The sequence below is a fragment of the Chryseobacterium sp. D764 genome (assembly GCF_019317325.1).
Taxonomy (GTDB): domain Bacteria; phylum Bacteroidota; class Bacteroidia; order Flavobacteriales; family Weeksellaceae; genus Chryseobacterium.
Genome location: NZ_CP079219.1, coordinates 1,701,765 through 1,720,501 on the forward strand (window position 1 = coordinate 1,701,765; position 18,737 = coordinate 1,720,501).

At 37.5% G+C, this 18,737-nt stretch carries 19 protein-coding genes; 4 read left to right on the forward strand and 15 right to left on the reverse strand.

What is annotated here, in order from left to right; genetic code table 11:
• Positions 1-353 precede the first annotated feature (353 nt).
• The 3 genes from KYG33_RS07625 to KYG33_RS07635 form a co-directional block, all read right to left on the reverse strand.
• Positions 354-557 (reverse strand): hypothetical protein, encoded by a 204-nt coding sequence (locus tag KYG33_RS07625; protein WP_219072989.1) that lies wholly within the window; start codon positions 555-557, stop codon positions 354-356.
• 212 nt (positions 558-769) lie between these two features.
• Positions 770-1,264 (reverse strand): DNA-deoxyinosine glycosylase, encoded by a 495-nt coding sequence (locus KYG33_RS07630; RefSeq protein ID WP_077418589.1) that lies wholly within the window; start codon positions 1,262-1,264, stop codon positions 770-772.
• A gap of 320 nt (positions 1,265-1,584) precedes the next feature.
• The gene (locus KYG33_RS07635) at positions 1,585-3,579 is read right to left on the reverse strand and encodes a S9 family peptidase (protein ID WP_077418588.1); all 1,995 of its coding nucleotides are present in this window, start codon (positions 3,577-3,579) and stop codon (positions 1,585-1,587) included.
• A gap of 207 nt (positions 3,580-3,786) precedes the next feature.
• Between KYG33_RS07635 and KYG33_RS07640 the strand changes: the two genes are divergently transcribed.
• Entirely contained in the window at positions 3,787-4,653 is an 867-nt protein-coding gene (locus KYG33_RS07640) for a chitobiase/beta-hexosaminidase C-terminal domain-containing protein (protein WP_219072990.1), read from the forward strand.
• Positions 4,654-4,703: 50 nt separating this feature from the next.
• On the opposite strand, the gene KYG33_RS07645 is transcribed toward KYG33_RS07640, so the two are convergent.
• Together KYG33_RS07645 and KYG33_RS07650 are read right to left on the reverse strand one after the other, a co-directional pair.
• Positions 4,704-5,048, reverse strand: coding sequence for a phage holin family protein (locus tag KYG33_RS07645; protein WP_047388083.1), 345 nt, complete (start codon positions 5,046-5,048; stop codon positions 4,704-4,706).
• Between the two features lie 118 nt (positions 5,049-5,166).
• Positions 5,167-5,589, reverse strand: coding sequence for a PaaI family thioesterase (locus tag KYG33_RS07650; RefSeq protein ID WP_047388081.1), 423 nt, complete (start codon positions 5,587-5,589; stop codon positions 5,167-5,169).
• 244 nt (positions 5,590-5,833) lie between these two features.
• Between KYG33_RS07650 and KYG33_RS07655 the strand changes: the two genes are divergently transcribed.
• The 3 genes from KYG33_RS07655 to KYG33_RS07665 all read left to right on the forward strand — a co-directional run bounded on the left by KYG33_RS07655 (position 5,834) and on the right by KYG33_RS07665 (position 8,067).
• Positions 5,834-6,259, forward strand: a complete 426-nt coding sequence (locus KYG33_RS07655; protein ID WP_198424131.1) for a hypothetical protein — start codon at positions 5,834-5,836, stop codon at positions 6,257-6,259.
• 249 nt (positions 6,260-6,508) lie between these two features.
• On the forward strand, positions 6,509-7,363 hold the full coding sequence (locus tag KYG33_RS07660) for a helix-turn-helix domain-containing protein (protein ID WP_219072991.1): 855 nt from the start codon (positions 6,509-6,511) through the stop codon (positions 7,361-7,363).
• Positions 7,364-7,566: 203 nt separating this feature from the next.
• Entirely contained in the window at positions 7,567-8,067 is a 501-nt protein-coding gene (locus tag KYG33_RS07665) for a hypothetical protein (protein WP_077418584.1), read from the forward strand.
• A gap of 273 nt (positions 8,068-8,340) precedes the next feature.
• On the opposite strand, the gene KYG33_RS07670 is transcribed toward KYG33_RS07665, so the two are convergent.
• From KYG33_RS07670 to KYG33_RS07715, 10 genes are all read right to left on the reverse strand, one after another.
• Positions 8,341-10,467 (reverse strand): type IA DNA topoisomerase, encoded by a 2,127-nt coding sequence (locus KYG33_RS07670; protein WP_077418582.1) that lies wholly within the window; start codon positions 10,465-10,467, stop codon positions 8,341-8,343.
• Between the two features lie 125 nt (positions 10,468-10,592).
• Entirely contained in the window at positions 10,593-11,024 is a 432-nt protein-coding gene (locus KYG33_RS07675) for a hypothetical protein (protein ID WP_180564158.1), read from the reverse strand.
• An 83-nt stretch (positions 11,025-11,107) separates the two neighbouring features.
• Complete coding sequence (locus tag KYG33_RS07680; protein WP_219072992.1) at positions 11,108-11,836, reverse strand: M17 family peptidase N-terminal domain-containing protein; 729 nt, start codon at positions 11,834-11,836, stop codon at positions 11,108-11,110.
• 230 nt (positions 11,837-12,066) lie between these two features.
• On the reverse strand, positions 12,067-13,431 hold the full coding sequence (locus KYG33_RS07685; RefSeq protein WP_180564159.1) for an alginate export family protein: 1,365 nt from the start codon (positions 13,429-13,431) through the stop codon (positions 12,067-12,069).
• Between the two features lie 2 nt (positions 13,432-13,433).
• On the reverse strand, positions 13,434-13,859 hold the full coding sequence (locus KYG33_RS07690) for a DoxX family protein (RefSeq protein WP_219072993.1): 426 nt from the start codon (positions 13,857-13,859) through the stop codon (positions 13,434-13,436).
• A 205-nt stretch (positions 13,860-14,064) separates the two neighbouring features.
• On the reverse strand, positions 14,065-15,837 hold the full coding sequence (locus tag KYG33_RS07695) for an amidohydrolase (protein ID WP_219072994.1): 1,773 nt from the start codon (positions 15,835-15,837) through the stop codon (positions 14,065-14,067).
• 58 nt (positions 15,838-15,895) lie between these two features.
• On the reverse strand, positions 15,896-16,585 hold the full coding sequence (locus KYG33_RS07700; protein WP_077418576.1) for a hydrolase: 690 nt from the start codon (positions 16,583-16,585) through the stop codon (positions 15,896-15,898).
• A 42-nt stretch (positions 16,586-16,627) separates the two neighbouring features.
• Positions 16,628-17,503, reverse strand: coding sequence for a pirin family protein (locus KYG33_RS07705; RefSeq protein WP_257468953.1), 876 nt, complete (start codon positions 17,501-17,503; stop codon positions 16,628-16,630).
• Between the two features lie 319 nt (positions 17,504-17,822).
• On the reverse strand, positions 17,823-18,407 hold the full coding sequence (locus tag KYG33_RS07710; protein WP_180564163.1) for a Crp/Fnr family transcriptional regulator: 585 nt from the start codon (positions 18,405-18,407) through the stop codon (positions 17,823-17,825).
• Positions 18,408-18,417: 10 nt separating this feature from the next.
• Positions 18,418-18,729 carry a hypothetical protein gene (locus KYG33_RS07715; protein ID WP_219072995.1) on the reverse strand — a complete coding sequence of 104 codons (312 nt, stop codon included), beginning with the start codon at positions 18,727-18,729 and terminating at the stop codon, positions 18,418-18,420.
• Positions 18,730-18,737: the final 8 nt, after the last annotated feature.

Here is an 18,737-nt window from a genome sequence, read left to right on the forward strand (position 1 = left end):
TCCAGAATTCTTTACCGAGAATTACATACAATACTTAGACTCCTACGGAGTGACAAAGTGTACGGATAGATAATACATCGTATTTGTCCATTCCGAAGGAATCTATACTCTTACAGCCCAGCTCTCTAACTCTCCGACACTCAAACCCTCAAACTCTCAAACTCCCAAAAACTCCAGTATACTCTTCCATTCTTCCAATTTCTTCTCAAAAGATTCCTACGAAATGATAAAGATACGGATAGATAAAGCGTTCTGTTTGTCATTCCGTAGGAATCCAAGCCAGTTCTCTAAATCTAATGCCAAAACTAATCTCAAAAACTCCAGAATTCTTTACCGAGAATTACATACAATACTTAGACTCCTACGGAGTGACAAAGTGTATGGATAGATAATACATCGTATTTGTCCATTCCGAAGGAATCTATACTCTTACAGCCCAGCTCTCTAACTCTCCACTCCCAAAAACTCCAGTATCCTCTTCCATTCTTCCAATTTCTTCTCAAAAGATTCCTACGAAATGATAAGGATACGGATAGATAAAGCGTTCTGTTTGTCATTCCGTAGGAATCCAAGCCAGCTCTCTAAATCTAATCCCAAAATTAATCTCAAAAACTCCAGAATTCTTTACCGAGAATTACATACAATACTTAGACTCCTACGGAGTGACAAAGTGTACGGATAGATAATACATCGTATTTGTCCATTCCGAAGGAATCTATACTCTTACAGCCCAGCTCTCTAACTCTCCGACACTCAAACCCTCAAACTCTCAAACTCCCAAAAACTCCAGTATACTCTTCCATTCTTCCAGCTTCTTCTCAAAGGAAACCGTATGAAGCGGACTTGTAGAAGGTAATAGGAAAATGGGCAGTTTATAACTTTTCCCCAACAGTTTTTGTAAATTTTTGTAAGATTTTCCACCATTGCAGAAAATGGCTTTCACGTTTGGATGTTTGTCCAGCAGTTCAGCAATCTGATTGGCTTCTTCATTTTTGATTTCAGAATCCAGGCTTCCTTTTCGCTCGCAGGAATCAATGACATCCCAAAGGGCAATATGATGTTTCTTTAATACTTCGATTCTCTGAGTATAATTTTCAGTAAATTCTTCATTCAGCAATTCAAAGATGATTTTCCAGAATTTGTTCTGAGGGTGGGCATAGTACTGTTGTTTTTCCAGTGATTTTACTCCGGGAATTGATCCTAAAATGATAATCCGAGAATGAACATCAATAAGAGGTGAAAATGAAGAAATCCGGTTTTGCATATTCAAATATAAAGATTTAATTTATTTAATCTGGCTGGAAGCTGGGAGCTTGTAGAAGGAAGTTATTGAGGTTATGAAAAACGGGTTGTCCGTATTTTCATCTTTTTTAAACAGTGCTATTATTAATTTATGGCAACCTCTATAAATGCTAAGATTAACAGCAACTTCCAACCTCTCCTCTTCCAGCTTCCAATAGCCTGAATTTTAATTTCCTTAACCCAACTCAGTTTATTTAAGTTTTGGCTAAAGCCATTGGATTTTTCATCATAAAAAAAAGCGGGCTAAAGCCCGCTCCTATTGATATTTTATTTTTATTGATCTTACAAAGTTTCCTTCAGCCAATCAAAGAATTCTCTCTGCCATACCAATCCGTTTTGCGGATGAAGTACCCAGTGGTTTTCGTTAGGGAAATAAACCAGTTTAGATTTTAATCCCCTTAATTTAGCAGCCTGGAAAGCTTCCTGCCCCTGCTCGTAAGGAACACGGAAATCAATTCCTCCCTGAACGATCATGATAGGCTTATTCCATTTATCTACAAAATTGCTTGGATTGAATTCTGTGTATGCTTTTGGTTGTGGTTTCTCCCATGGTGAACCAAGATCCCAGTTCGCAAACCAAAGTTCTTCAGTAGTCAGATACCATGATTTCATATCAAATAGCCCATCATGAGCGATGAACGTTTTGAATCTGTTTTCATGGATTCCTGCCAGCATAAATACGCTGTATCCTCCGTAGCTCGCTCCTACCGCTGCTACTCTGTCACCGTCTACGTATGGTAAAGTTTTTGCAAAGTCTGTGGCTGCCAGATAATCTCTCATTGGCTGTCCGCCCCAGTCTCTTGAAATTTCTTCATTCCACTTTGTTCCCCAGCCTGGCATACCTCTTCTGTTTGGAGCAACCACGATATAATCATTAGCTGTCATCAGAGCAAAGTTCCATCTTACACTGAAAAACTGAGTAAGAGCAGACTGTGGACCACCCTGGCAGTATACCAAAGTAGGATATTTTTTATTCGGGTCAAAGTTTGGTGGATAGTGGAACCAAACTCCCATTTCTTTACCATCAGAAGTTTTCACCATCTTAAGTTCAGATTTCCCCTGAGCTAACTTAGCATAAGTTTCTTTGTTCGCTTCAGTCACCTGCTTCATTTCTCCGTTTTTAACGTTTACTGAGAAAAGTTCTGTTGCATGGTTTACGTCTGTTCTTCCTACTAAAAGTGAAGATTTATTATCTGTAAAGATTTCGTTAACATCAAAATCTCCTTTTGTAATCTGCTGTACTTTTGCTGATTTTGAATCCAGGGCAAAAAGCTGTTTTGTACCTCTGAATGCTGCTGTAAAGTAGATTGTTTTTGAGTCCGCACCCCAAAGTACGTCTCCTGAAACACTTTCGTCCCAACCCGATGTAAGGTTAGTTGTCTTTCCAGACTTCCAGTCCATGATTTTCACATCATTTTTATCGGCTTCATATCCGTCTCTGGCCATACTCTGCCAGATCAGAGATTTTCCATCCGGACTGAATTTAGGATTTACATCATATCCTTTGTTGGATTCTGTAAGATTTTTGGTTGTACCTGATGCTAAATCGTAAGCAAAGATATCGGTATTGGTACTTGTAGAATAGTCTTTTCCACTTTTAGGTTTTGTAACATATAAAAGCTGTGCAGAATCTGAACTCCAGATAAAATCTTCAGCGCCCCCGAAAGGTCTCTGAGGAGAATCCCACATTTTTCCTTCCAGCAGGTCTTTAGCTGATTCTGCTTTATCAGAAGTATTTACTACAAATACATGGTTGTATTTTCCTTCATTGAAATAATCCCAGTGTCTGTGGTTCAGGTCTGTGTATACCTGAGCCGTCGTTTTAGGAGTATCACTGAATTTATCTTTCCCCATTACTTTCTCTACCAGCACCTGCTTACTGAAAGCAATTTTCTTCCCGTCCGGAGAAATGACAACATTATCAACTTCACCGATGGTATAAAATTCTGTCCAGGTTTTTCCTGCATCTTTAGAAAGATAGATTTTATCACCTTCCTGAGCATAGATACCGTTTTTATCCCATTGAATAAGGGCTTTTTTACCAAAATCAATTTTGGAAGACTGATTATTAAGAACATTCAGAAAATAGTTCTCGTTTTTTGTTTTCTCTGTTTTCAGATCAACCTGTCCTACTTTATAGATAAGGGAGCCCTGATCTGGTGAAACAGCCTGTACTCCAACTTTTTTCAAAGTCCAAAGAATTTCAGGCGTCATTACTTGTTGTGCATTCATTAAAAGCGGAGCTGCCAAGGCCAGCAGACTGTACTTAAGTTTCATATGTTGATATTCATTTTTTAACGGATATACAGAATCCTAATGATTTTATACATCCTTTTATTAAATTCAAAGATTGCCAAAGTTAATATTTAAAATAAAAACGGACGAAAGAATTAACATTTAAGTTTTACGATATTGAAAATAAATAGTTAATATGCAGATGAATTTTTATTAATTTTATAAAAACTAAACTAATATCCATTTTACATGAAAAAATTTCTCCTTTTTTCTGCACTCTTTGCGTCTTCTTTCTTTTTTTCACAGTTAACGATAAGCCCTTTCCCCAATCATTATTATAATGCTTATCAGGCAACTATTTCGGGAAACGGAACTATTTATTATACTACTGATGGAAGCACCCCTACATTGAGTTCCAGTTCAGCAGTCAATAATGTACAGATTCCCATTGATCAGAATAAAGAAATCAAAGCATTTCTTGTTGATGGTCAGGGAAATTCATCAGCTGTCATCAGTAAAAAATATTATACAGGAAGTATTCCTACGGCCAACATTTACTTTAAAATTCCTTCTACATGGACTACCGGAAGCTGTGTAATGATTGATATGGTAAGTCCCAATTCCATTGACGGATTTGCCATGGATACCTTCTGGCCAGGAGTTGTAATGCAGCCTGCAGGATGTGAATCCTGGTATAAGACTGCCAGAAATTTTGAAAGTGCCAATGTACGTTTTAACAATTGTACTCTCTTTGAAAATATTCCTGCAACCATCAGTACCAATTTGATTCCTATGGAAAGTACTTTGTATTATGATTTTACTGACGGAATTATAACAACTCCACCCTCATGTTTATTTTTAGCGACTCATGAAACGCAGCAAAAAAACAGCAATGTTTTAATTAAAGTTTACCCGAATCCTGTTTCAGATATTTTAAAAGTAAATACGGACAGGAATTTTCAGGAATATGAGATTATAGATGTGAATGCAAGGGTGATTGTAAAAGACCGGTTTGTAAAAGAAATTTCGATTCGTCAACTTATTTCAGGAAATTATTTTCTAAAACTGAAAGATTCAAAGGGAAATTTGGTATTGTTGAAGTTCATTAAAAAATAAAAAAAATCCGCTTGTTGAGCGGATTTATATTTGATCTGTAATGTTTTTAATTAATCTCCATCTGAGAACATTGAATTCGCCAGAGAAGTCACAATTGACAATAATATACTGAAGATAAATGCCCACCAGAAACCATCTACCACCATACTGTCTATGAAATAGTCCGCAATCAGAATAATTCCGGCATTGATTACCAAAGCAAAGAATCCTAAGGTAAGGATCGTTAACGGCAGACCAAACAGGCTTAAAATAGGCTTTACAAATATGTTCAGAACCCCAAGCACAATAGCAAAGATAATGGCTGAAGAAAATCCTTCAAAATGTACTCCCGGTAAAATTTTGGTCAAAAGATAAGCAACAATCGCTGTTATAAATAATCGGATAATTAAGTTCATTGAGTTATTTTTTAATGTTTATGGGGGATATGGAGCAAAAGCCATTCCATTTCAAAAAAAAGAATTCCGCGAAACCCTTTATTTAAGGAATACTTTATCTGTTATTCCCCTTAATCCGTTATTTTATTTTCATCATAGTGACCAAAGAGGTCGCCACGTGACTTTCTGAGTCGGAATTTTCACTCTGAACATAGATTTCCGTTCTCACCACAATGATTTTCCCTCCACCCTTGATGACATAGGATTTTGATACTAAAGCATCACCCATTGCAGGACGAAGGTAATTCACTTTCAATTCAACGGTTACCACATAACAGTCTTCTGCATAATGACTCACGGCAGCATATCCGGAAGAAACATCCACAAGAGAAGCAATCATAGCTCCATTGAACATTCCTGCTTTCCGGGTCATCATTTCCATTTTAGGAATCTTCATGGATATAAAATCGGTTTCTACTTCCAGCAGTTCTGCTTTATAGAATTGTAAAGTTTCCGAACGGTTGAAGCTGTCTGTGATGAGTTTTCTTTTTTCTGGAGTCATTATTTTTTGAATTTGCATGTAAAGGTAGAAATTGATTTAAAGATTAAAGAATTTAAAGATTAAAAATTTCCAGTGTCAGGAAGCTTTGAGGGAACTGAGATAAACTTATACTGCTGTTTGATCTCTACATGAATATTTAAACCTTATATATATTAGAAATTTGTACGGGTTTTGTGGTGTGTGGTTTTGTTCAGCAATAATCAAAATTTTTCAGTTCAAAAGGCTAGCTTTGCAGGAAAGCTTTATGATGGGTTTAAAAAGTTTTTTTCTACTTATAGGTTTACTGGCAGGCTTCTGTTTTCAGGCACAGACATTACATTTGTATGGCGGTGCAGATCAGGACCAATATCTGGGATGTTTAACCTGTGATCAATTTGATAAAAATTCGATATGGAATAAGTTCAGCGATTACGGAAATGTTTTCAATTCAAAATCTATCTGGAATGCATATGGAAATTATGGAAGTCCTCACAGCACCTACTCTCCATGGAATGAATATGGAGCTTATCCTCCGGCAATCGTTGATCAGGATGGAAATTTCTTTGGGTTTCTTACTACAAATCCTTATAAATCTGAAAGATCTGAACTGGAACTGGCTGTGATTTTATGCAAGCATCATGAAGAGATTAAAAATGATGTTAGCGGATGGTATGAGAAATTGTTTCGGTAATCCATGAATTCTCACCTCTCCTGTTGGAGTATTCGTATAAAAAAGACTGTGAAAACATAAGGCTGGATTCCTGCTGAATGACAAGTATACCGCTTAGTTTATCCACATAGTTTGCTATTCTGTAGGAATCTAAACTGTGTAAATTAAGCTTTTTAGAGAATGACTGTGTATATTTGTTGTTGACTCATTTTTTACAGATAAAATTAATTAACTTTCACTTGATTCACTTCAAAACGAAACTCGCCCATTATGCTGAATGATTACAAAAAATATGAATTATTTGGAAAGACTCTGATACAGAAAATTGATATGACAGGGCCATTCAGATATGATTTTCCGGTTTCGGAGCAAGCCTGTTTTCTGTACGTGATCAAAGGAGCGTTTCAATATAAAACAGATGAGCAGGAATTTGATGTTCCCACCAGCTATTCCCTGTTTCTGAACTGTATCAGCTCGGGAAAGCATATTCAAAATTCAAATTTAGAAAGTCACTGTCAGGTCGTGATTGTGACCTTCTACCCGGATATACTGAAGAAAATTTACGACAGAGAATTACCTTCCTTATTGCAGAGACCTGCAAACACAGTTTCAAATCAATCCAGTGAGAAAATAAATAATGATTTTCTGATTCAAAAATATGTAGAAGGCTTACTTTTTTACTTTGAAAATCCATCACTCATTAATGAAGATATATTAATTCTTAAGCTAAAAGAGATCATGTTATTGCTGGCTCAATCACAGAATGCCAGTGCCATTCAATTGATTTTGTCACAACTTTTCTCTCCAACAGCTTACTCTTTTAAGCAAATTATTGAAGCGAATTTATTTACGCAGCTCACCATTGAACAGCTTGCAGAACAGAGCAATCTAAGTATATCATCCTTCAAGAGAGAATTTGCAAAACTCTATGACGATACTCCCGCCAACTATATAAGAAACAAAAAACTGGAGAAAGCCGCCGAATTGCTCTTAATATCCGATGAACGCATTACTGATATCGCATTTGACTGCGGATTTAATGATCTGGCGACTTTTACAAAAAACTTCAGCGATAAATATCATATTTCCCCGTCAGGTTATCGTCAGGAGCAGAAAGAAAAATAACTGAAAAACTATTTTATACAAATTATACAGGCATTTCTTATTTCAATAAGGAGTGTTTTTTTTGAACTAAAATCTCAAATTCTTGAACGAAATCACAAAATCATTTCTGTGATTCTACCGCAAATTTGTACCATCAGTTTCAGGGAATGGAAATAGGCTCACAACTAAAAACTGAATGAGTATACATTTTAAATAATATCAATATGCATCTATCAATTTTAGGAATTTTTCATACCATCATTGGCATCACAGCACTTGTTGGCGCCATTATAGGATTTATCAAATATGGTAAAATCAATCTGGCTCAGCTATCCGGAAAGGTCTATTTTTACGGTACGCTCATCACCTCACTTTCAGCATTAGGAATCTCAAAAGCCGGAGGTTTCAATGCAGGGCATCTATTCTCGTTATTTATCATTGTTTTGATCTCTGCTGCGTATTTCCTGTTCTCAGGTAAAAAGGAAAGCAGGAAGGCAAGGTATTTTGAGAATTTTTTGCTGTCATTCAGTTTTTTCCTGTCTCTTGTTCCCACAATTAATGAGACTTTTACAAGAGTTCCCATTGGACATCCTTTGGCTAAAGATATCAAAGACCCGATCATTGGTCAGACTCTTCTTGTCGTTTTCCTGCTTTTTGTAATGGGATCTATCTTGCAGTTTATGAAGCAGAAAAAAGAGAATGTTGAAATTTCACGTCTTCAATAGGATATTTGTATTGAAAATTGGAAAATATAGAAAATAAAGCTGGATTCCTCCGGAATGACAAATACAACGCTTAGTTTATCTGTACCGTTTGTCATTCCGGAGGAATCTCTGTATAAATGAAAAGCCGGAAGATTGTTGGAAAACGCAAAGGCGCAAGGAGTTTTTCCAAGTTGCATATTTTTAAGGCGCAAAGATTTTATCTCCGATAAAATGCGATAATGTCAAAAACTGGATTATTTATCTGTATGAAGTTCTTTTTTTATCTCTGAAATATTAGCTAAGTTGTGTCTGAAAGTCGTCGCTCAAAGTCAAAACACCTTCTGCAATAGCATCCGGATGGGTGACAAAGCCTTTCAACTTTGAAGTTTTTCCTTTTAAAACAAGGTCTAAAAGCTGTTTATCAGATAATTTTTTACCGAAAATTTCAAAGGTAATTTTAAATCCACAGTTTTTGAAATCGGAACATCCTACTGCTGTTTTTCCTTTGATCAGGTTGTGTTCTTTACATTTCGGACATTTCGTTTCTTCCCAGGACTGAAGTTCTTTTTTCTGTGCAGGTTCTCTTTTTTTCTTTTCCTTTACTTCTTCTTTTTCTTCTTCCTGAAGGGTAATCACTTTTCCTTTTCCATATACTACTTTTTCAGTAAGTTCAGTAACCATCTGAATCAGTTCTTCTTTGAAAAGATTGGCTTCATACTCTCCTTTCTCAATCCTACGAAGTTTTGATTCCCATTCACCCGTCAGTTCCGGACTCTTTAAAAGCTCGTCTTCAATGGTGTCAATCAACTGAATTCCGGTTTGGGTAGCGATGAGGTTTTTCCTTTTTTTCTCGATGTATTTTCTTTTGAAAAGGGTTTCAATGATGTTCGCTCGCGTGGATGGTCTTCCGATCCCGTTGTTCTTCAACATTTCACGCAGCTCTTCATCTTCAACCTGTTTTCCGGCAGTTTCCATTGCTCTCAGCAATGTTGCTTCGGTATAAGGCTTTGGCGGCGTTGTTTTCCCCTGGTGAATCATCGGATCATGTGGTCCGGTTTCTCCTACAATAAATTCAGGGATCGTTTGTTCTTCTTCTTTTTCTTTTTCCTTATCGGTGGTTTCTTCTTTAGGTTCTTTGGCATAAACGGCTCTCCATCCTGCTTCAAGAACCTGCCTTCCGCTGGTTTTGAAAGGAATGGTTCCTACTTTTCCTTCCACCAGGGTATTGGAAATTTTACACTCCGGATAGAATACGGCTATAAAGCGCTTTGCAATCAGATCATAGATCAGTTTTTCTTCCCTGCTCAGATTCTGGGAAGGTGGAATTTCCGTAGGAATGATCGCATGGTGATCGGTTACTTTGGTATCATCGAAAACAGCTTTCGATTTTGGAATCGGAGCTTCCAGTAACGGAGCAATCAGATCCTGATAAGGATACATTTTCTGAAGAATTCCTGTTATTTTCGGATATAAACTCTCGGATAGATAAGTTGTATCAACACGTGGATAGGTTACGTGCTTCTTTTCATACAGACTCTGGATATAATTCAACGTGTTTTCTGCTGAATATCCATATTTTTTATTGGCTTCTACCTGAAGTCCGGTCAGGTCGAAAAGTCGTGGATTTTTTTCTTTTCCTTCTTTAATTTCGAAAGAAACAATTTCAAATGGGTTGACTTTAAGGTATTCCAATCCTTTTTCTGCACGTTCCAACGTTTTTAAACGATCGATTGCTGCACTGAAAAGAACATCACGGTATTTGGTCTTCAGTTCCCAATATTCTTCTGTGGTAAAGGCATCAATTTCTTTCTGGCGCTGCACCAGCATGGCCAATGTGGGAGTCTGTACCCTTCCAATGGAAAGAACGGCTTTATTTCCGCCAAACTTCTTCGTAAAAAGCCTGGTCGCATTGATTCCCAACAACCAGTCTCCTATGGCTCTGGCATTTCCGGCCAGATAGAGGTTTTTATAATCTTCTGCAGGTTTTAAACTTGCAAATCCTTCTTTAATCGCATCTTCCGTCAATGAAGAAATCCATAAACGCTGGATGGGTTTGTTGCATTTTGCTTTCTGCAATACCCAGCGCTGAATGAGTTCTCCCTCCTGCCCGGCATCCCCACAGTTGATAACCTCATCACATTCTTCAACCAATCTTTCAATCACTTTAAACTGATTTTCAACGCCTTTATTCGGGATCAGCTTGATACCAAAACTGCTGGGAATAATCGGCAGTGAAAAAAGATTCCAGGATTTGAACTGAGGGCCGTAGTCGTGAGGTTCTTTCAGGGTACAAAGATGTCCGAACGTCCATGTTACGCAATAGCCGTTTCCTTCCATATAACCTTGTTTAGGCGTGGTAGCGCCCAATACTTTGGCGATATCTCTGGCAACACTGGGTTTCTCGGCAATACATAATTTCATGAACTCGGGTTTATGGAAAGAGTGCAAAAATCGGGATTTTTTTTGGATTTTGCTAATTTAGTTGGGAGCTGATCTTTAATAAGTTGTAGGCACCAGTATCCCAAACCTCCCAGCAATATTAATGATTATGAGCTGACAAACATTACTTTTTCTGCACCATTTAGTATATTCAGCTCCAGCCTTTCAATAAGAAAATTGATATCCTCAACAAACTTCTCCTTCAGATAACCATCTTCAATATCATGACCATATACTATCTTTTTATAGAAATCAGGTTGATTTTTTAATGCATTCTTCAATTGTACCAGGTTAGATTTTAAAACCTCCAGATCAATATATTCTTCATAAAAATGCCAGAAATCCAATATTTTCAGGTCTATATGTAAGACTCTTTCTATTTGACACAATAATCGGTCATCATCTTCCGGACTCTCATCTGTCATCACCAGATTTAAACCGTCTCTTCCGTCAAAATAGTATTGATCTCTCAAGTCCAGATATTGCCATAAAGGCTCCTCTTTATCAAATACAAAACTTATTTCAAGTCCGAATCCCATATCATTTTCTTAAAAAGTAAATATAACAAAAAGCCCCCTTATAAAAAGAGGGCCGGATCAACAATGTAATGAAACTAGGTTCATTATTTTTTTTGAGCTTCTGAAATGGCATCAGCAATTCCTCCGCCTGCGGTTTCAAAGAAAGCAGGGCCAGCCAGAAGATATACTTTTTCTAATTTTTTTGTAGTGGATAATTTGTGTTCTTTCAGGTAATTTTCAGAACGGTTGGCGTGTACAATTCCTCTTACTACATTTCCGGCTACCAAAGCAGTTGGAGAGTCTATTCCGGCATCTTTCAGATCGCTGGCAAAGGCAAAGTTGGTAACACCTAACCTCATCGCTTCGCGGGCAGCCACTTCTCCTACAGAAGTCATTAAATCTGGAGTGAACTTGTTGCGGTCACCTAAGCCAATCAATAATAATTTCTTTGCAGACATAGATCCGGCAGGAGGTGTAATTAAAAGGGTTTCCAAAGAATGTCCCTGGAACTGTCCTGCCTTTCTGATATTGGTTAATTCTCCTTTTAAAGCTTCATCCAGGTGAACCAATCCGTTCAATTTAGCAGGTAAAGCCTGAGCACTGAAGATGTCTCCTTCTGTATATTCGAACACACAGGCTACCTGAAGCTGAGCATCGGCAGAGGAAGGCCCCTGTACTAATCCTACCATGGAGATTCCGTCTACAGTTCCCCATGTTTTAGAGGTTCCGATAGCGGTTGTTTTTGCAGGTGTTGTAGTAGTTGTTTGTGCAAAATTTAACGTTGAAAATGCTAAAGCTGCGATTACCAGTGATTGTTTTAGTGTATTTTTCATGAGATTTATTTTTGTTGTCAGTTGTTTTTTGTTGCTTGTTGAGTGTTTTTGTTGGATAACGCAAGGACGCTAAGTTTTTCCTGATGCTTTTTTTAAGGCGCAAGTCGCTTTGCTCCGGCTATTTTTATTTTTTCAAAGGTAGTTTCAGTGATCAAGAGGTACATTGATGTGGGATAATTTTGGTGCAGATTTTAGGATATTCTTGTATTTTTTATAACATCATATTTCTTTTAAAATTTAAATACAATTCTGGAGTTGATAAAGAGTCCGTCTTTGTGGTTATCGATCACCTCGTTGATGAATTCGCCTGTATTGAAATATTGTATTCCTGTATTAAAGGTTAAGAATTTATTGATTTTATAATTAAAGCTTCCTAAGAAAGCAGTTCCGATGTATCTTTTCTTTGAATTTGAGGACGGCAGGTTCAATGTTCCGCTCGGTCTGTAAATTCCGTCCTGGGTAGAATATCTCCAGTTGAAAACGACATCTGCCTGAACGGTTATTTTTTCACTCAAATCTACGGTTGCATAAGGATGGATATCAATCAGATTGACAGGACCAATCTGAGGATTAAATCCAAAATATCCGCCTTTCGGATACAGAGGATTGAATGTTCCCAGTTTTCCGTCTCCTTTATTGCTGTCTCCTGAAATATAATCATTTCTGAGATTGATGGTCGGTTTTCCTTTTACATTTTCAAACATATATCCGATGTCTGCAGAAGCCGTCCATGCACTGATATTTCCTTTATTGAAGTTTCCGAATTGATAAGCTGCTTCAAAATTGTAGATAAAACCACCACCATATCTCCAGAATCTCCCTCCGAAAGTATGTCTGGTCTCATCTGAAATTCCGTCTTCAAAGCGTACATCTTTTCTGTGAATTCCCAAATAATACAGCTCCAGATTTCCACTTCTGGGAATAATCAAGGTATTGTAACTTCCCCAAAGATTGATAGATTTTGAAGAGGTATTATCAAATGCTCCGGGACTGATTTCACTGGCAGCCATCATAAAGGCATCAGATCTGAAATTCCCTCTTTTGTACATGAATTTTACGCCATCGAAATACAATCTTAAATTCGGTCCTTCTCTTACTGAGATCAGTCTTCCGCTTCCATAATCCAGTTCTTGCCTTCCCGCACGCACCGTCAGCTTTTCTTTGTCATTTTTCAGGATATCTACATCAATGAAGAGATTCTGGATATTCAAATGGTCTTCATCAATTGGCCTTGGTCCGTTCTTTCTTCCGTTTTCCCAGGCACTTCTCACCTGTCCGAAAATTCTTACCCGCGAGCCCAGATGCAAATCAGCGTGTATATTATATCTCTGAATCAGAAAGGGATTGCTTCCAATTCCTGATCTTCCCCAATCTTCATTATTAAAATCCACAAATTCCAGTCTTGCTTCTCCTCCCAATGACAGATAGTTGTTGTTTTCTGTAACCGGGATATATTTTATGGAGTTATAAAAAGTTTTTGCAGAGTCTTTATATGCAGCATAATCTTCATCAAACCTCATCAGCTTAAACTGAGCAGAAAGCTGAGTGGGAATAAAAATCTGCAGAAAGAGTACAATAGCAACCAGTTTTTTCATGATTATTTCTTTGTTAAAAAATTATCAACTGAGTATTTTCCAGATCCCATAAACAGTAAAAACAGACAACATAAGCTGTACATAAAGGGGGTATCTTTCACTAATAATGCGTCATTCCAATGAAGGATAAAGTAACCTGTAAGGGTCACCGCCAAGATGGGCAATACTGCAATTCTTGTGAGAAACCCAAAGATGACAAACACCGGAAACACCAGATTGGCGGCATCAGCAAAAAGACTGTTGAATGCTTCCGGAAGGTGTAGTGGATTTGGAACCTGCTCTGCTTCTGAAACGCCTACCCCTAATTTTTTTAATCCGTGGGCTACGATTAATTCTACAGAAAGTAAGATCCTGAAAACCAACAGTGCAGTATCTGTTAATTTTCCTGCCGGATTGGTATTGGTGATAATATGGATTAACTTTTTCATGATTTAAATAGAATTTTTAAGAATGAAATTGAGGGGATTTTGTTTAACCGCAGATGACACAGATGATTGTGCTTACTTTGATGTTGTGGCAGGTTTTGCGTGTAAGACCACCCCGTCAAAAATTCAAAGAATTTTTGCCACCCTCCAGAGAAGGGGAATTTTTACCCTCTTCAGTTGAAATACTTGTAGCTTTTGTGGTTTAAAACTATTTTGTTTGATAACCTCCGTAATATTTTACAGGTGACCAGTCCGGAATGACCGGAAGAGATACCGGAGCGGCAGTTTTATAAGTTTCGTCTCCGTAAACTACTTTTCCGTCTACAATCGTCAGTTTGGAAGTAATATTTTTAATGTCTTCATCATTGACCGTGAAATAATCTTTGTCTAAAATGGTAAGGTCTGCAAAATATCCCTTTTGTATTTTTCCTTTCTGATAGTCTTTTATTAATTCATATCCGCCATAAGTAGAAAGGGATAAGGCTGTCTTTCTATCCAGGGTATTTTCTTTACCCATTACCTGGTTTCCCCCGATTGTTTTTCCTGTAGTAATCCAGTATAAAGCAACCCATGGATTGTAGCTTGCTACTCTGGTTCCATCCGTTCCCAATCCTACAGGAATGCCCATTTCAAGCATTTTTTTCACCGGAGGAGAAGCTAAAGCAGGCTTTTTTCCGTATCTGTGGATGAAGCTTTCTCCCTGATAAGCCATTCTGTGCTGTATGGCAATTCCGCCACCCATTGCTTTAATTCTTTTCATATTGTCTTCAGTCACGGTTTCAGCATGATCAATAAACCAGACCAATCCGTTCAAAGGAGTTTCTTTGTTGACTTCTTCAATGACATTCAAAAATCTTGTAATACTTTCATTATAGGTCGCATGAATTCTGAAAGGCCATTTATTTTTTACCAGAAGGCTTACGACTTCTTTCATATTTTTTTCCATGGTTGCAGGAAGCTCCGGTCTTGGGAAAAGGAAGTTTTCAAAATCAGCTCCATCTGATACCAGGTTTTCCCCGCCTCCATTTACATGATAATCTATTTCGTTGAAATCATTGTGGCCATGGTCGTCAATCTCTACCATCCCTATCCATTTGGTATAATCTGCGAGTTCGGATCCTTTTTTCTGAGCAAATAAATAGTAAGGTAAACGAACAGTAATTTTCCCTTCTTTGTTCAATTGGTCTGTCGTTCCGTAATCATCGGGAAAATTCTGAAATCCTCCTCCTGCATCCATTACCGCAGTAACACCTAATCTGTTCAGCTCAGTCATGTACTGAAGGGTAGAATTTACTTTTTCTTCTTCTTTCAGCTCCGGCAATTTGGCTAATGTTGAATAAAGAATAAATGCATTGGGCTCTGCCACCAGTAAACCTGTAGGATCTCCGTTGTTTTCTTTCTCAATTAAACCTTGTGCAGGATTAGGAGTTTCTCCATTGATATTGAGTTCCTGTAACCCCGCTTTGTTCAGCCATGCTTTCCCATAAAGGTACATGATGAAAGTGGGTACATTTCCTGTTGCTTCATTAATTTCAGCCAGTGTAGGAAGTCGTTTTTCTTCAAACTGATATTCATTCCAGCCTCCAATCACTCTTACCCATTGTCCTTTTGGGGTTCTCTGCGCCTGTTCTTTCAGCATTTCCAGCGCTCTTTTTAAAGATTTCACGCCATCCCAGCGAAGTTCAGTATTGTAAAATCTTCCTCCACGAATCACATGCAAATGGCTGTCAAACAATCCAGGGATTACTCTGTTTCCTCTGGCATCAATGACTTTTGTATTGCTGCTTTTTAATTTTAAAATCTGGGCATTCGTTCCGGTTTGTAAGATTTTATGGTCTTTTATAGCTACAGCCTGTACTTCAGGATTTTTATCATCCATTGTGGTGATCTTCCCATTGGTAATAATCATATCTGCTTTCTGAGCGTGCAGGATTCCTGTCCCTAAAACGGCAGAAAATATAAGTGTATTCAGTAATTTCATTATTTCAATATTTAAGTTTGAAGGTTTCGGCAGGCTTTCAGCCTGCCGAAACAGACCATTAATGTTTTAACATTTCCTGAGCATACTGAATTCCAATACCGTAAGCTCCACCATATTTTTTCATCAAATCATTGACTGGTTTGTAGGTTTCTTTTCTTGCCCAGTCTCTCTGAAGTTCCAATACATACTGAACAGAAGTAATAGGATGTGCTCCGGCCTGAACCATACGGGTGATTGACTGATCATGAGCTTCTTTAGAAATATCCCCTGAAGCATCTGTTACCACATATACATCATATCCCTCGTCAATAGCTGATAATACTGGTCCTACGATACATACACTTGTCCATAATCCTGCGAAAACCAGTTTCTTTTTATTTTTGCCTGTAATTGCTTTGTGAGCATTAAGATCTTCCCATGTATTCATTGTAGTTCTGTCTACATATCCGCTTGTTGCTTCAGGATATACTTCTGAAATTTCAGGGAAAACAGGTCCGCTGAATGATTTTTCTGCCACCGTTGTTACCACTGTTGGAACATTAAAAATCTTTGATCCTCCCGCTACAAGTGCCACATTGTTTCTTAATTCTTCCATGCTGATACTTTTTGTTGCAAAAGCCATCTGCCCTTCATGGTCTATCAATACCACAGCATGATTAGTAGGATTTAATAATGATTTTCCAGGGTTTTGAGCGGATGCTGTTAATGATAATAAACCAGCTGCAAATGATAGGATTAATTTTTTCATAATGATTTAATTTAAGGGTTGCTATTTCTGTTGAATTTTTATTTATAGTGTCATTGGCACGTCAATCACAAGGATTTCTGTACCTTCTTTTAGTGCTTTAATATTGACATCCTGAATATCCCAGACTCCGAATCCATCACGTTCTTCCAAAGTCTCTCCGCCTATTTCTGCGCTTCCTTTAAGAATGAAAACATACATTCCGTTTCCTTTTTTTCTGATCTGATAAAGTGTTTCTGTATTCTGATCAAAAGTTCCCAGATGAAACCAGGCGTCCTGATGAATCCATACTCCTTCGTCATCCGCATTGGGGGAAAGGATCTGTTGAAATTTATTGTGTCCTTTCGTTTTGTCTAAAGTGATCTGGTCATATCTTGGAGTGATATTTCTTTTTTTCGGGTAGATCCAGATCTGAAGAAATTTTACAAGCTTATCACTGTTTTTGTTGAACTCACTGTGCATGATTCCGGTTCCTGCACTCATCACCTGGATGTCTCCGCTTCTGATTACTGCTGTGTTCCCCATGCTGTCTTTATGTTCAAGATCACCTTCCAAAGGAATACTGATGATCTCCATATTGTCGTGAGGATGTGTTCCGAAACCTCTTCCTGCTTCCACTTTATCGTCATTCAGGACTCTCAGGACTCCGAAGTGCATTCTTTCAGGATTGTAATAATTGGCAAAACTGAAAGTGTGCTGGCTTAATAACCATCCGTGGTCTGCTTTTCCTCTTGAGTCTGCTCTGTGGATGACAGAGTTATCTTTTATTTTTGATTCTGTATTAGGAAGATGATTGTATCCGATGGGTTCTAATGGTTCGATCTCATCAATCTCGTTTTTCATAGCATTTGCCAGAGAAGCTGATGCTACAAACATTCCTGTTCCGAGTAATCCTTTTTTTAAAAAATCTTTTCTGTCCATATCTACGTTGTTATTTGTTCGTTTTTGATATGACAAATGTAGAGCGCTGAAAAACCCTGCACATTTAACTAGTTTAATAAATGACTTTGCAGCAAAAAAAAATGCCGGATACTTGTGTAACCGGCAGTATGATGATATTTAAACTTTTGAGGTATGTAAGAGTATTTAAGAATAACTATGTTTAGATTCCTACGGAATGACAAATAATACGCTTTTTCTCTCCATACAGTTTGTCATTCCGTAGAATCTCACCGTTGTATTCATCAGTATTTATTCTTGAATTGATAAAATAAAAGAGAGGGTTCTTAAAACCTAAAGGTTATTTCTCCTTTGAGGCAAGACGTTTTCTGATGGTACTTACAAATTCTTTTGAAACCCCAAGGTAGGAAGCAATATAATATTGTGCTACTCTTTGTGGGATTGAAGGATATACTTTAATAAATTCAAGGTATCTGTCTGAGGCAGTTTTGGAAATGGTATTGACCAATCGGCTTTGCAGTGTTGCCAGATTCCTCTGAACCAGCATTCTGAAAACTCTTTCAAATTTAGGGACTTCCTGCAGTAGTTTTTCTTTTGTTGCAGGATTCAGCATATAGATTTCCGAATCTTCCAGCGTTTCAATATACACTTTAGAAGGTTTCTGTTCCTGAAATGAGGCAATATCACTGATCCACCAGTCTTCAATGGCAAACAGCAAAGTGACTTCAGATCCATTATCATCCAAACAATACATTCTAAGACATCCTTTGTGAATATAGCCTTCAAACTGACAGATCTCTCCTTCTCTCAGCAAAACGGTTTTCTTTGGAAACGACTGGCAAGAGAGCAGATCTGTAAATATTTTTTCTTCTTCGGGGGTGATTGAGATAAATCGGGTAATATTTTTGATGATATTTTCAAACATAATGTCAGGTTTACCCCTGCAAATTAGGAAAAAGACTGTAAACTTCATTCTTTAAAAGTCCACTTCCTCCTCCGTAATGCTCAATCACTTTAACATCTTTATGTAAATCAGCGCAAAATATTTTAATATCTTTTTCAAAATCTTCATCAAGTCCTGAACTTAGAAGAACAATATCTACCGCATTATCTCTTATATATTCATAACAGAAATTTTCCTCACTTTGTATTTCGGCAGTCCAACCTTCATTATTTTCTATAATTCTTTTTAAAGTCTCGAGAATTTCCTGATTCTTTCCAATGACTAAAAAATGTAATGTTTTCATGTTTTAAG

Excerpts from the sequence above, each read along its gene's own strand:
- KYG33_RS07670 (WP_077418582.1), bottom strand. The coding sequence starts at position 10,467 with ATGAAATTATGTATTGCCGAGAAACCCAGTGTTGCCAGAGATATCGCC.
- KYG33_RS07680 (WP_219072992.1), bottom strand. The coding sequence starts at position 11,836 with ATGAAAAATACACTAAAACAATCACTGGTAATCGCAGCTTTAGCATTT.
- KYG33_RS07715 (WP_219072995.1), bottom strand. The coding sequence starts at position 18,729 with ATGAAAACATTACATTTTTTAGTCATTGGAAAGAATCAGGAAATTCTC.
- KYG33_RS07630 (WP_077418589.1), bottom strand. The coding sequence starts at position 1,264 with ATGCAAAACCGGATTTCTTCATTTTCACCTCTTATTGATGTTCATTCT.
- KYG33_RS07685 (WP_180564159.1), bottom strand. The coding sequence starts at position 13,431 with ATGAAAAAACTGGTTGCTATTGTACTCTTTCTGCAGATTTTTATTCCC.
- KYG33_RS07705 (WP_257468953.1), bottom strand. The coding sequence starts at position 17,503 with ATGGACAGAAAAGATTTTTTAAAAAAAGGATTACTCGGAACAGGAATG.
- KYG33_RS07665 (WP_077418584.1), top strand. The coding sequence starts at position 7,567 with ATGCATCTATCAATTTTAGGAATTTTTCATACCATCATTGGCATCACA.
- KYG33_RS07650 (WP_047388081.1), bottom strand. The coding sequence starts at position 5,589 with ATGACTCCAGAAAAAAGAAAACTCATCACAGACAGCTTCAACCGTTCG.
- KYG33_RS07660 (WP_219072991.1), top strand. The coding sequence starts at position 6,509 with ATGCTGAATGATTACAAAAAATATGAATTATTTGGAAAGACTCTGATA.
- KYG33_RS07700 (WP_077418576.1), bottom strand. The coding sequence starts at position 16,585 with ATGAAAAAATTAATCCTATCATTTGCAGCTGGTTTATTATCATTAACA.
- KYG33_RS07710 (WP_180564163.1), bottom strand. The coding sequence starts at position 18,407 with ATGTTTGAAAATATCATCAAAAATATTACCCGATTTATCTCAATCACC.
- KYG33_RS07645 (WP_047388083.1), bottom strand. The coding sequence starts at position 5,048 with ATGAACTTAATTATCCGATTATTTATAACAGCGATTGTTGCTTATCTT.
- KYG33_RS07655 (WP_198424131.1), top strand. The coding sequence starts at position 5,834 with ATGATGGGTTTAAAAAGTTTTTTTCTACTTATAGGTTTACTGGCAGGC.
- KYG33_RS07625 (WP_219072989.1), bottom strand. The coding sequence starts at position 557 with ATGACAAACAGAACGCTTTATCTATCCGTATCCTTATCATTTCGTAGG.
- KYG33_RS07695 (WP_219072994.1), bottom strand. The coding sequence starts at position 15,837 with ATGAAATTACTGAATACACTTATATTTTCTGCCGTTTTAGGGACAGGA.
- KYG33_RS07675 (WP_180564158.1), bottom strand. The coding sequence starts at position 11,024 with ATGGGATTCGGACTTGAAATAAGTTTTGTATTTGATAAAGAGGAGCCT.
- KYG33_RS07690 (WP_219072993.1), bottom strand. The coding sequence starts at position 13,859 with ATGAAAAAGTTAATCCATATTATCACCAATACCAATCCGGCAGGAAAA.
- KYG33_RS07635 (WP_077418588.1), bottom strand. The coding sequence starts at position 3,579 with ATGAAACTTAAGTACAGTCTGCTGGCCTTGGCAGCTCCGCTTTTAATG.
- KYG33_RS07640 (WP_219072990.1), top strand. The coding sequence starts at position 3,787 with ATGAAAAAATTTCTCCTTTTTTCTGCACTCTTTGCGTCTTCTTTCTTT.